This window comes from Azospirillum sp. B506, from assembly GCF_000333595.1.
In the GTDB taxonomy this organism is placed as follows: domain Bacteria; phylum Pseudomonadota; class Alphaproteobacteria; order Azospirillales; family Azospirillaceae; genus Azospirillum.
Genome location: NZ_BADK01000132.1, coordinates 1 through 11,799, shown reverse-complemented (window position 1 = coordinate 11,799; position 11,799 = coordinate 1). Strand labels below are relative to the sequence as shown.

At 65.2% G+C, this 11,799-nt stretch carries 13 protein-coding genes; 6 read left to right on the top strand and 7 right to left on the bottom strand.

All coding sequences use genetic code 11. The features are described 5' to 3' along the window. Together I71_RS04675 and I71_RS04670 are read left to right on the top strand one after the other, a co-directional pair. A partial coding sequence (locus I71_RS04675; protein WP_244433631.1) for a methyl-accepting chemotaxis protein occupies positions 1-2,087 on the top strand: 2,087 nt, incomplete at its 5' end. A 245-nt stretch (positions 2,088-2,332) separates the two neighbouring features. Next, a complete protein-coding gene (locus I71_RS04670) occupies positions 2,333-2,572 on the top strand; it encodes a hypothetical protein (RefSeq protein WP_042691312.1) in 240 nt (79 codons plus the stop codon). 23 nt (positions 2,573-2,595) lie between these two features. On the opposite strand, the gene I71_RS04665 is transcribed toward I71_RS04670, so the two are convergent. The 7 genes from I71_RS04665 to I71_RS04635 form a co-directional block, all read right to left on the bottom strand. Then, positions 2,596-2,886: a DUF2934 domain-containing protein gene (locus tag I71_RS04665; RefSeq protein WP_042691307.1), complete on the bottom strand. Its 291-nt coding sequence runs from the start codon at positions 2,884-2,886 to the stop codon at positions 2,596-2,598. A 114-nt stretch (positions 2,887-3,000) separates the two neighbouring features. After that, positions 3,001-4,008: an endolytic transglycosylase MltG gene (gene mltG / locus I71_RS04660; RefSeq protein WP_042691303.1), complete on the bottom strand. Its 1,008-nt coding sequence runs from the start codon at positions 4,006-4,008 to the stop codon at positions 3,001-3,003. Positions 4,009-4,057: 49 nt separating this feature from the next. Then, positions 4,058-5,320, bottom strand: coding sequence for a beta-ketoacyl-ACP synthase II (gene fabF / locus I71_RS04655; RefSeq protein WP_042691300.1), 1,263 nt, complete (start codon positions 5,318-5,320; stop codon positions 4,058-4,060). 127 nt (positions 5,321-5,447) lie between these two features. After that, entirely contained in the window at positions 5,448-5,687 is a 240-nt protein-coding gene (locus I71_RS04650) for an acyl carrier protein (RefSeq protein WP_014247969.1), read from the bottom strand. 188 nt (positions 5,688-5,875) lie between these two features. Next, positions 5,876-6,613 (bottom strand): 3-oxoacyl-[acyl-carrier-protein] reductase, encoded by a 738-nt coding sequence (gene fabG / locus I71_RS04645; RefSeq protein ID WP_042691294.1) that lies wholly within the window; start codon positions 6,611-6,613, stop codon positions 5,876-5,878. Between the two features lie 25 nt (positions 6,614-6,638). Then, on the bottom strand, positions 6,639-7,580 hold the full coding sequence (gene fabD, locus I71_RS04640) for an ACP S-malonyltransferase (protein WP_042691290.1): 942 nt from the start codon (positions 7,578-7,580) through the stop codon (positions 6,639-6,641). A gap of 257 nt (positions 7,581-7,837) precedes the next feature. Beyond that, a complete protein-coding gene (locus I71_RS04635) occupies positions 7,838-8,824 on the bottom strand; it encodes an acyltransferase (RefSeq protein WP_042691286.1) in 987 nt (328 codons plus the stop codon). Between the two features lie 417 nt (positions 8,825-9,241). Between I71_RS04635 and rpsF the strand changes: the two genes are divergently transcribed. The 4 genes from rpsF to rplI are packed head-to-tail and all read left to right on the top strand — an operon-like array spanning position 9,242 to position 11,524. Further along, entirely contained in the window at positions 9,242-9,682 is a 441-nt protein-coding gene (rpsF, locus tag I71_RS04630) for a 30S ribosomal protein S6 (protein ID WP_042691282.1), read from the top strand. After that, entirely contained in the window at positions 9,683-9,952 is a 270-nt protein-coding gene (rpsR, locus tag I71_RS04625) for a 30S ribosomal protein S18 (RefSeq protein ID WP_012974291.1), read from the top strand. It begins immediately after the preceding gene. Positions 9,953-10,001: 49 nt separating this feature from the next. Further along, positions 10,002-10,961 (top strand): DUF2232 domain-containing protein, encoded by a 960-nt coding sequence (locus I71_RS04620; RefSeq protein WP_042691275.1) that lies wholly within the window; start codon positions 10,002-10,004, stop codon positions 10,959-10,961. Further along, positions 10,961-11,524, top strand: a complete 564-nt coding sequence (rplI, locus tag I71_RS04615) for a 50S ribosomal protein L9 (protein WP_042691272.1) — start codon at positions 10,961-10,963, stop codon at positions 11,522-11,524. Before I71_RS04620 ends, rplI begins: the two co-directional genes overlap by 1 nt. The last annotated feature ends 275 nt before the right edge of the window (positions 11,525-11,799 follow it).

Genomic DNA, 11,799 nt, shown 5'->3' with positions numbered 1-11,799 from the left:
TTTCCGCGGCAGTCCGCCGTCTGCCATCCTCTCACCCGACGCCGCCCCAGGGCGGCCTTGATTGGACTTCCACCGGCATGTCGATCGCCACCCGCATCGCCCTTGGCTTCGCCGCCGTCCTGCTGCTGACGCTCGCCGTCGCCGTCGTCGGCTGGAGCGGGCTGAACACCTATGCCTTGCAGGTGGAGGTCGCCGCCCAAACCGCCCGCCTGGACACGCTGCTGTACAGCGCCCGGCAGGAGGAGGCGCGCTACCTGCTGGATGTCGACCCTTCCGCCGCCCGACAAGTGCGACAGTTGACCGACCGGTTGCGAGCGGAGGCCGAGACGCTGCTGGCCCTGCCAGACCATGCGGTGCCACCGGACTCCCTGCGGGAAGCGCTGGAGAAGCTTGCGGCCTACCGCAAATCCTTCGACGAGGTCGTAGGGCTGGAGGTCGACCGCTTCGCCAGCTTGGCCAAGCTGCGCAAGCAGACGGCCGCCCTGCTGGTGATCGCCCAGACGCTGACCCAAGCGCAGTCGGCACGCTATGCCGATGCTCTGGCACGGGTGAAGGCCGACCCTGGCGACCGGGCCGCGGTGACCGCACTGGAATCCTCGGCCATGCTTGTCACCATTGCCGGTCGGCTGATCCAGGAAACCCGTGCTGCGCTTTTGGATGTGCAGCAGTTCCTGATCGATCATGGCGGGTCCGGGCGCAACTCACTGAGCGGCAGCATCGACCGGCTGCTGACCGTCGTCGGCGATGTCCGCAAGTCGGCCAAGGACGACGAGGCCCTGCACGAATCGGAAAAGCTGACCGCTTCCGTCATGGGGGTGGAGACCGAGTTCCTGCTGGTCGCCGACATCGTCGTCCGGCGCAATGTCGCCCGCAACGCCATGCGCGACGCCGCCAGGATCGTCAACGATCAGGTGGCACAGCTGGTGGCCGCTCAGACGGCGGAACGGGAGGCCGGACGGTCGCGCGCGGTGATGCTGTTGTGGAGCGGCGCACTCGGTGCGCTGGCCGCCGGCGCTCTGCTGTCCATCCTGATCGCCCGCAGCCTGACAGGCCCGATCGCCGCCACCACCGCCGCGGTGCAGCGCCTGTCGGACGGCGATCTGACGGTGGCGGTGCCGGGCACCGGCCGGCGCGACGAACTGGGCTCCATCGGCCGTGCAGTCGCCACCGTCATCCAGGTGCTGCATGGCCTGCATGGCGAGATGCACCGGCTGTCGGGCAAGCCGGTGGAGGCGACAGAGCGGGAGACGTCAGAGCGGGAGGCCGCGCCGGTGTTCCACGGGGCTTATGGCGAGATGGTTGCACTGTTGCAGGAGACCGGCGCCACCTTCCGCACCATCGGCGAACAGGCGACACAGGTGGCCGTCGCCGCCGGGCAGGCGAGCACTGCAATCGCCCATGTGTCGGACGGCGCCTCGGAACAAACCGACGATCTCGATCAGGTGGCAATGGCGGTGGGCCAATCGGCCCGTGCCATCGCCCATGTCACCGACAGCACGCGCGATGCTTCCGATATGGTGAAGGACGCCGCAGATTTCGCCGATGGCGGGCGCGAGGACATGGCGCGGCTTCTGCGCGTCTCCCAGACCATTGCAGAGAACAGCCGCCGCATCGGTCGCATCACAGAAGCCATCACCCAGATCGCGGTGAAGACCAACATCCTGTCGGTCAACGCTTCCATCGAGGCCGCCCGAGCCGGCGAACAGGGCAAGGGCTTCGAGGTGGTCGCCGAGGAGGTCGGCAAGCTCGCCGACAATGCGGTGGAGAGCGCCCGCCAGATCGCCGAGATCGTCGAAGCCGCCGCGGCTCTGGCCGAAGAAGGGAGGGCTGTCACCGAGCAGGCCCGCCGCCGCATGGATGGGCTGGCCGAACGGGTGGACCGAATCGATGGCGCGTTCCAGTCGGTCGCTGTAGCGATGGAGGAACAGCAGGCCTCCGTCCGCGAGATCGAACGCTCGGTCGAAAGCGTGCGGACCGTCGCCTCCAAAAACGCTGCCGCATCGGAGGAGATCGCCGCGACAATGGTGCATCTCTCCCGCTTGGCCGACGAGACGCGGCGACAGGTGTCCCGATTCCAGACCAGCTGAAGCCTGGCCATTTGTTGAAGTTCTACGATAGTGACGAGACCCGGTACGACGAAACGCCCTTAAAGCAGCGGGATTACCGGCATCCTGGCAGATACCGAAGTGGTAATTCTTATTCCCCTTCGGGATTATCTGGTATTTAAAGTTCTTTTAACCCTATTCGCCGCTTAATCGGCTTGCGGGAACACTCAATCCCGAAATGACGCTCTTCCTAACATCAGCCCCATACGCCACCAAGGGAGTTCCCCATGCCCGCACAGAAGGTCGCCGATGAAGTTCGCCTGGCCAGCCGCATCCACGCGCGCCTGCTGGATGCCTTCATCGACTTGACGGAGCGGGAATTGGCCGGCTTGTCGCCGGGTTTCGCCGAAGAAAGCCTGATGGAGGCGCTGGAGGCCCTGCGCACCGCTCGGAAATCCTACGGCACGGCAGCCGGGGTGATGGTCGTCTCCAACCTGCAACTGCCACAGGCCTCGAACGCCGCCTGACCCCGGAACCGCTTCGCAAACGATCAAGCCGTAGCCGGCTTGCGGGTCCGCGGCTTGCGCGCCTTTGGGGGCTCCGTAGGCGCGACTTCCGCCTCCGCGGTTTTCACCACGGTGCGCGGCTTGGCGTTGGTGGTCTTGCGCGGGGCCTTCACAACGGCAGCGATCGGGGCTTGGTCGGGAGTGGCGGCTGAAGCCGCCAGGATCGCCCGTTCCGCTTGAAGCCAATGATCGGCATCGCGGCCGTGAGGACAGCCCTGTTCCAGCCAGATCGCATAGGCGCGATCCCGGATGCGCTGTTCGACATCCACGCTCATCACATCTCCCCAGGGAATGGTGGTCGGATTTGCTGCAATGCAAAGATTGCCGAATTCTCAAATTGCGCGCAACCGACCAGATCGCTATCGGCCCTCAGCCCAATCGATCAGCCGTCATTCCGACGACGTTTCGCCGTGATCAGGTTGCCGGCTCTGCTGGACCTCGCGCCATTTGCTGACGTTGCGATTGTGGTCGGCAAGCGATTTGGCGAAGACATGGCCGCCAGAACCATCAGCGACGAAATACAGGAACTCGTGCCGTTCCGGCTTCAACACCGCCTGGATCGACGCCTTGCCGGGATTGGCGATCGGGCCGGGCGGCAGCGCATTCGCGACATAGGTGTTGTAGGGGGACTCGAACTTCCAGTCATTGCGGGTCAAGGCGCGGCCCAACTCGCCGCTGCCGTCGGTCAACGCATAGATCACCGTGGGGTCCGACTGCAGTTTCATGCCGGCTCCCAGCCGGTTGATGAAGACCCCGGCCACACGCGGCCGCTCCGCGGCAATGCCGGTTTCCTTCTCCACGATCGAGGCAAGGGTCAGCGCCTGCTGCGGCGTCTCGAACGGCAGGTTCTGATCCCGGTTCTTCCAGGCCTCGGCCAGCGTCTGGGCCATCGCCGTCTGCATCCGCTCGATCAGAGCCGCGCGGCTGTCGCCGTACGCGAAATGGTAGGTCTCCGGCAGCAGGGAGCCTTCCTTCGGTGGCTTGACAATCTCTCCGGTCAGGCCGGGCTCCCGTCCCAGAAGCGCCACGACCTGGGCAGAGGTCAATCCCTCCGGCACAGTAAAGCGATGCACAACGGTACGACCCTGGCGCATCTGCTCCAGGACGCCCTCCATGCTGATTCCTGCCGGAAACTGGTATTCGCCGGCCTTCAATTCGCGAAAGGTTCCCGTCAGCTTGGCTGCGGCGACGAAGACCAGCGGCGACCCGATCACATTGGAGTCGCCCAAGGTGAGGGCAATAGCCTCCAACCCGCTACCGCGCGGAATGATGACCGTCTCGGATTGCTCCAACGGTCCGGGGGCCGAATAGCGCTGGTAGCCCCAGATATAGATTCCGCCCGCTGCACCAACCGCGAGGGCCAGCGTCCCCGCGAAAATTCGGAGACCCCAGCCCATCGCTCACCTCTTGAGGACTGCAGACCGCAATGCGGGTGCGGCGCTTCGCTTACGCGAATTCCTTGAACACCAGCGAGGCGTTGGTGCCACCGAACCCGAAGGAGTTCGACAGCGCGGCGCGGACACGACGCTCCTGCGCCACCTTCGGCACCAGATTGACACCCGTACAGCTCTCCGACGGATTGTCGAGATTCAGCGTGGGCGGCACGATGCCATGGTTGATCGCCTTGATCGAATAGATCGCCTCGACCGCCCCGGCTGCCCCCAGCAGATGGCCGATGGCCGACTTGGTGGAGGACATCGCCAGGGTGTCCATGGCGTTGCCGAACAGACGCTTCACCGCACCGAGTTCGATCTCATCGCCAAGCGGCGTCGAAGTGCCATGGGCGTTGACGTAATCGATTTCGGACGGGTTGAGGCCGGCGCGCTTCAGTGCGCCCTTCATGGCGCGGAACCCGCCATTTCCGTCTTCGGCCGGAGCCGAGATATGGTAGGCGTCGCCCGACAGGCCGTAACCGACGACTTCAGCATAGATGGTGGCGCCGCGCTTCTTGGCGTGCTCCAGTTCCTCCAGCACAACGACACCGGCACCCTCGCCGATGACGAAGCCATCGCGATCCTTGTCATAGGGACGCGACGCCTTTTCGGGCGTGTCGTTGAAATTGGTGGACAGCGCGCGCATCGCGGCGAAACCGCCGACACCGAGACGGCTGACCGCCGCCTCCGTGCCGCCGGCAACCATGATGTCGGCATCGTCCCACATAATCAGACGGGCAGCGTCGCCGATGGCGTGTGCGCCGGTCGAACAGGCGGTGACGACTGCATGGTTGGGACCCTTGAACCCATGCTGGATCGAAATATGGCCGGAGGCCAGATTGATCAGGCAGGCCGGGATGAAGAAGGGCGACAGGCGCCGCGGCCCTTTTTCGTGCAGGGTCACGGCGCCGTCGGCGATGCCCGGAAGGCCACCGATGCCCGAACCGACCATGACGCCGGTCCGTTCACGCTCTTCATCGGTCTGGGGAACCCAACCGGAATCCTTGATTGCTTCCTGCGCCGCAGCGATGGCGAAGACGATGAAGTCATCCATCTTGCGCTGGTCCTTCGGCGAAACGAAGGTGTCGGCGAGGAATTCGCCCTCACCCGTTCCGCGCGGAACCTGCCCGGCGACTTTGGAGGCCAGGTCCGAAACGTCGAACCCCGTGATGCCGCGGATTCCCGACGTTGCGGAAATCAGCCGCTCCCAGTTCAGCGAGTGGCCGACGCCCAGCGGCGTGACCATACCGAGTCCGGTGACGACGACACGTCTCATGAGGCTGTTCCTTGACCTTTCCTCGAATAAACTGTCGACGATCTGGTCGTCGACGGCCAGGCCCCGCGCTGCTGATGTTGCAAATGCGGATCGCCTGGCCCTCGGGGGCTCAATGCCCGCGGCCCGATCAGGCGGCGGCGTTGGCCTTGATGAAGTCGATGGCGTCCTTCACCGACAGGATCTTCTCCGCGGCGTCGTCCGGGATCTCGACACCGAACTCTTCCTCGAAGGCCATGACCAGCTCGACGGTGTCGAGGCTGTCAGCGCCCAGATCGTCGATGAAGGAGGCGTTCTCCACCACCTTCGACTCCTCGACACCCAGGTGGTCCACAACGATCTTCTTCACGCGCTCGGCGATGTCGCTCATCTTTTAAGACCTTCCAATCCTTGAAACCGCTCGGGATAATCCGGTCGGAGCAACACGCGAAGAACGTGCCGTCCTGCCGCGAAAAGCCCCGTCCGATAACACATTTCAGCAGCCTTGACCAGCACCCGCGAGGGAAGCTGGTTGGCGCCGTTCTTCACACGTGGCGATGCCGCCCCGTCCGATCCTCATCAGATCATGGCCATGCCGCCGTTGATATGCAGCGTCTGGCCGGTGACGTAGGCGGCCTCCTCGCTCGCGAGGTACACGACCCCGGCGGCGATCTCGTCCGGCTGGCCCATGCGGCCGGCCGGAATGGCGGGGAGCAGCTTCTGCTTCTGCTCGTCATTCAGCGCGTCGGTCATGGCCGTGGCGATGAAGCCCGGCGCGACGCAATTGACGGTGATGTTTCGCGAGGCCAGTTCGGCCGCCAGCGACTTGGACATGCCGATCAGGCCGGCCTTGGACGCGGCGTAGTTGGCCTGCCCCGGATTGCCGGTGACGCCAACCACCGAGGTGATGTTGACGATGCGGCCCCAGCGGCGCTTCATCATGCCGCGCATGGCGGCCCGCGACAGACGGAAGGCCGCCGTCAGGTTCACGTCGATGACCGACTGCCAGTCCTCGTCCTTCAGCCGCATCGCGATCTGGTCGCGGGTCAGACCCGCATTGTTGACGAGGATATCGATCTTGCCAAGCGCCGCCTCGGCATCCTTGAACAGCTGCTCGGTCGCCGCGGCCTCGGACAGGTTGCCCGGCACGACGAAGGCACGCTCGCCCAGTTCGGCGGCCAGGGCCTCCAGTGGAGCGACTCGGGTGCCGGACAGGGCGACGGCGGCACCCTGGGCGTGCAGGGCGCGGGCGATCGACGCGCCGATGCCGCCGGACGCGCCGGTGACAAGGGCCGACTTGCCGGTCAGGTCAAACATGGATGGCCTCACGGGACTGATATGTTCACAAGGACTTCAGGAACGACTCGACATCGGCCGGCGTGCCGACTGACACTGCGGCCAGTTCCTTGTCGATACGCTTGGTCAGCCCGGCCAGCACCTTGCCAGACCCGACCTCGACCAGCCGTTCGACGCCCTGCTCCTTCATAAAGAGCACGCATTCGCGCCAGCGGACCATGCCGGTCACCTGTTCCACCAGCAGCCGGCGGATGGCGTTGGGATCCGACACCGCCGATGCGGTGACGTTGGCCACCACCGGAACCACCGGAGCGGAAATCGTGACATTCGCCAGAGCGTCCGCCATCGCATCGGCGGCCGGCTGCATCAGCGAACAATGGAAGGGAGCGGACACCGGCAGGCGAACTGAGCGCTTCAGGCCGCGTTCCGCCGCCAGAGCGATGGCTCGGTCGATGGCGTCTGCGCTGCCGGAGATCACCGCCTGCCCGACCGAGTTGTCGTTGGCGATGCTGCACACCTCGCCCTGGGCGGCGTCGGCGGCGATCGCCTGCGCCTGATCCAGGTCGGCGCCCAGCAGAGCCGCCATGGCGCCCTTGCCAACAGGAACCGCCTTCTGCATCGCCTGTCCACGCAGCTTCAGCAAGCGCGCGGTGTCGCCCAGCGAGAAGGCGCCTGCAGCGCACAGGGCGGAATACTCACCCAGCGAATGGCCGGCGACGAAAGTGGCATGCTTCGACAGGTCGACCCCGCCTTCGCTTGCCAGCACGCGCATCACAGCGACGCTGACCGCCATCAGGGCCGGCTGGGCATTCTCGGTCAGGGTCAGATCCGCCTCAGGTCCTTCGACCATCAGGCGCGAGAGCCGCTGGTTCAGCGCGTCGTCAACCTCTTCAAAGGTGTGTCGAGCGACTTCGAACGCCTCGGCGAGTTCGCGGCCCATGCCGACGGCCTGGCTGCCCTGCCCCGGAAAGACGAACGCCCTGGTCATGCTTCGGTGAAACCCTGGATGAATGCGCCCCGCCCCTGCGGCGGCACCATGGATTGGGCGACAGTCATACCCTCACTTTTTAGCAAGTCAAGCGACGCGCGATGACCAAAGCGACAATGGCGCGATAAAACGCCACGTATTAAGGCAGAAGGCCCACGAAAAACCGCCGCTGCGAAGGGGTTGTTCGTGGGCTCCCGCATAGGTACCGCCTGCCGGGTCTTGCGCCGTCTGCCGCAGTGCAAATCAAAGGCCTGCGGTCACGCCTTGCCCATCAGCGCCACCCTGGTCCAGGGCCTGACCTGCGCCAACGCCTCCAGCACCATCGGGCCGATCAGCCCGGAAAACAGGGCCATGCTGAAAATCACGCCGTCCGGAGCGTCGAGCCGATGCAGGACCACCCGCGCGCCGGCGGCGAACAGGGCGTGATGCAGGTAGATGGCATAGGACGAGGCCCCCACAGTCCGGAAGATCCGGCTCGACGGCATGGCGTGCAGCAGGGTCACCGCCCCACCCATGCCGCACAGCAGGGCAACGTTGCTGTTCCAGCCGAAATGAGGAAGATGCCCCCACAGGGATGCCTGATGGAGAACCACCCCGATGGCAAGCGCCGCACCGGCGGCGCCCAACAATGTCTGCCGCTGCACCATCGCCCGGAACCGGGTGACCCCCACCCCGAACAGGAAGTGCGGCAACAGGAAGCACGCCTCGTTGATGGAAAAGACGTTCGAATCGACATGAACGACCAGGCAGGCGACGACCGCCGCTGCCATGGCGATGGCGAATCCGCCCGGCCTGTCCATGGCATGGAGCGCATCCATCAGTGCCACCGCCGTGAAGATCAGGAACAGCGCCTGCAGATACCAGAAATGGGCATAGGGGAAGACATAGATCCGCCACATCGAGTCGGGAACGAAGGTCCCGTTGGCTCCGGGCGCGTGGGTCTGCAGGAAATAGAAGAGAGCCGACACCACGAGAAAAGGATAGCCGAGGCGGCGCAGCTTCTTGACGAAGAAGGTCCACAGCCTGTCGCTCCGGGCCGGGTTCAGGGCGTAAACCAGTCCCGAGATGAAGGTGAAGAGCGGCATGCGGATCAGCTCGAAGCTGTCGGTGGCGTACCGGTAGATCGATCCGTCCGCCACCTGCATGCCGGATCCGGGAATGCCGACCACATGGTAGGCGACCAGCAGGATGCAGGCCAGCCCCCTCAACTCAACGACATGGTACGGCAACATGTTCTTGCGCATGGCTACTCCAGGCACCGGGCTGTCATCGCCGCGGGCGGAATCCCCAGCCGGTATCGAACCCGGAACCCCGCCGTGAACGGCAGGCGGAAGATGGCTGCTTGGCTGTTGGATTGCACTTCGGTCAAATGCGCCGGACCGTATCCCGCGCGATACCCCCCCTTGCCCCGCCCCTACACAGCCCATGACTGAGCATGCGCAGCAGGGTTCATCCGGGCAGTTCCCTATGGCCTAAATAGAAATTCACCAAAGCGGACCGGAACAGGCCGGATTTGCGCTTGCCACCACCGTCGCCCTGTGCATACTGCGCCGCTTCATAACTCCTTGCCGGCGGTCCGCCGTCGGCTAGGCCCGGGCAGCTGATCCGATCCATGAGGGATGGGACACAGCGCCGGACCATGAACAGCCATGGGGAGTGCAATGGCACTTTACGAGTGCGTGCTGATCGCGCGCCAGGACATTTCGGCCGCCCAGGCCGAGCAGCTCTCTGAGCAGTTCGCCCAGATCGTCCGCGACAATGGCGGCACGATCGCCAAGAGCGAATACTGGGGTCTGAAGACCCTCACCTACAAGATCAAGAAGAACCGCAAGGGTCACTACACCCTCTTCAACATCGACGCGCCGGCCGCCGCCGTCGCCGAGATGGAGCGGAACATGAGCATCAGCGAAGACGTGCTGCGCTTCATGACCGTGCGTGTCGACGCCCTCGATGCCAACCCGTCGGCGATGATGCAGAGCCGCAACGAGCGTGGCGAGCGCGGCGAGCGTGGTGATCGTGGTCCGCGTCGTTTCGACGACCGTGGCCCGCGTCCGCCGCGCCGCCAGGATAACGTTGCCGCCGCCGAAGGGGAGACCGCGTAAATGTCCGACAAGCAGACCACGGGCGCTCCGGCCCGCACCGGCGGCGCTCGCCGCCCGTTCTTCCGCCGTCGCAAGACTTGCCCGTTCTCGGGTGCGAACGCTCCGGCGATCGACTACAAGGACGTCAAGCTGCTGTCCCGCTTCATCTCCGAACGCGGGAAGATCGTCCCGAGCCGCATCACCGCGGTCTCGACGAAGAAGCAGCGCGAACTGGCCCGCGCCATCAAGCGCGCCCGTTTCCTGGCCCTTCTCCCCTACGTGGTGAAGTAAGCCCGGCAACGGCCGAACTGTTTCGGTGAAGGTTCTTTAAGGGGTTTCCATGGCCTTGGGTCCGGCCGTACCGCTGGTGGTCGCCGTCAGCGGCGGTCTGGCAAGCGCGTTCTTCTACCTGTCGGTCACATTCGGCGGGATGGGTGCGCTGATCCTGGGCTATCTGGCCCCCCTGCCGCTGTTCCTGACCGGACTGTGGTTGGGTGCACCCACCGTGGCGTTGGCCGGTCTGGCCGGCACCGCGGCTGTGATGCTGGGCACCTCCGGCAGCATGCTGGTGGCGCTGTCCTACCTGGTGACCGGGGCCGCCCCGGCGATCTTGGTGGTGCGGCAGTCGCTGCTGGCGCGTTCGCGGGAGGATGGAACCCTGGAATGGTATCCGCCCGGCCGGGTCCTGATGGGCCTGACCGGGATGGGCGTGGCGGCGTTGCTCGCTGCGGTGATCCTGACGCTCGACCAACCCGGTGGGTTGGAAGGGCTGATGCGGCAGACCCTGGCCCGAGTCGTCGAGCCGGTGTTCCGTTCGCAGGGCCAGCCGGCCCCGGATCCCGAGGCATTCTGGGTGGCTGCCGTCCTGCCGGGACTGGTTGCGGTCTCATGGCTTGTCATGACGATCGTAAACGCGGTGCTGGCGCAGGGGGCGCTGATGCGGTTCGGCCGCAACCGGCGCCCTGCCATGCGTCTGGCCGAGCTGGACTTGCCGAACTGGCTGGCGCCGCTGTTCGCGGTATCGGTCGCTGTGGCATCGGCCGTACCAGGGACCATCGGGTTCCTGACGGTCAATCTGGCTCTGATCCTGGCGGTCCCGTTCGCCTTCGCCGGGCTTTCGGTGGTTCATGTATTTGCCAGCCGCAAATCGGCGCGCACGCTGATCCTGGTTGGCTTCTACATGATGCTGTTTCTCTTCGGGTGGCCGATCCTGCTTTTGGTCGGCCTGGGCATGATCGAGCAATGGATCGGGCTGCGCCGCCGGTTTTCCCCCGCGGCCCCCGGTCAGGAGGACGAGTGATGGAAGTTATTCTGCTGGAGCGGGTCGAGAAGCTCGGCCAGATGGGCCAGGTCGTCAATGTGCGTCCCGGCTTCGCCCGCAACTATCTGCTGCCGCAGAAGAAGGCCATGCGCGCCACCAAGGCGAACCTGGCCGTCTTCGAGAAGCAGAAGGCCCACCTTGAGGCCGTGAACCTGGAGCGCCGCAAGGACGCCGAGCAGGTCGCGACCAAGATGGACAACGTGACGGTCGTCGTGATCCGTCAGGCCGCCGAGACCGGCGTCCTGTACGGCTCGGTGACCACCCGCGACGTCTCCGACGCGCTGACCGCCGCCGGCTACAAGACCGATCGCAAGCAGGTCCAGATCGACACCCCGATCAAGACCCTGGGTCTGTTCAAGCTGCGCGTCGTCCTGCATCCGGAAGTGTCGATCACGGTAACGGTCAACGTCGCCCGTTCGGCCGAAGAAGCCGAGCTGCAGGCCCAGCGTGGCGGCATGATCACCGCCGCCGACCTGCGCGATCAGGACGAAGAAGAAGACACCTTCGTCGAAGAGACCGCGACCGAGGAAGAGGAGGGCTGATTGCCCTCCTGCCGGTAAAGTCCCGGGGATGCCCTCGGGATTTTCGCGGCACCATCGCACCGCTCGTCCGGAACCGCCCGCCCCACCCGGGGCCGGGCGGTTTTCCGCATTCGGGACTCCGCAGAGCGGTGGACCCGCATGACCCAGCGCATACATCCGCAATGCCAAATTGGGTAGCAGTCCTGACCAATTGACGGATTGTCGCCCCCCACCCCGCGCGCCATGCTGAGACGGCACCGCGGAAAGAGTTCGGCATGCTGCTGGTTCGTCTGCTT

Coding starts and splice junctions, on each gene's coding strand:
- mltG (WP_042691303.1), bottom strand. CDS start 4,008: ATGGGCTGGGGTCTCCGAATTTTCGCGGGGACGCTGGCCCTCGCGGTT.
- I71_RS04635 (WP_042691286.1), bottom strand. CDS start 8,824: ATGCGCAAGAACATGTTGCCGTACCATGTCGTTGAGTTGAGGGGGCTG.
- rpsF (WP_042691282.1), top strand. CDS start 9,242: ATGGCACTTTACGAGTGCGTGCTGATCGCGCGCCAGGACATTTCGGCC.
- I71_RS04620 (WP_042691275.1), top strand. CDS start 10,002: ATGGCCTTGGGTCCGGCCGTACCGCTGGTGGTCGCCGTCAGCGGCGGT.
- fabF (WP_042691300.1), bottom strand. CDS start 5,320: ATGAGACGTGTCGTCGTCACCGGACTCGGTATGGTCACGCCGCTGGGC.
- rplI (WP_042691272.1), top strand. CDS start 10,961: ATGGAAGTTATTCTGCTGGAGCGGGTCGAGAAGCTCGGCCAGATGGGC.
- I71_RS04670 (WP_042691312.1), top strand. CDS start 2,333: ATGCCCGCACAGAAGGTCGCCGATGAAGTTCGCCTGGCCAGCCGCATC.
- I71_RS04665 (WP_042691307.1), bottom strand. CDS start 2,886: ATGAGCGTGGATGTCGAACAGCGCATCCGGGATCGCGCCTATGCGATC.
- I71_RS04650 (WP_014247969.1), bottom strand. CDS start 5,687: ATGAGCGACATCGCCGAGCGCGTGAAGAAGATCGTTGTGGACCACCTG.
- rpsR (WP_012974291.1), top strand. CDS start 9,683: ATGTCCGACAAGCAGACCACGGGCGCTCCGGCCCGCACCGGCGGCGCT.
- fabG (WP_042691294.1), bottom strand. CDS start 6,613: ATGTTTGACCTGACCGGCAAGTCGGCCCTTGTCACCGGCGCGTCCGGC.
- fabD (WP_042691290.1), bottom strand. CDS start 7,580: ATGACCAGGGCGTTCGTCTTTCCGGGGCAGGGCAGCCAGGCCGTCGGC.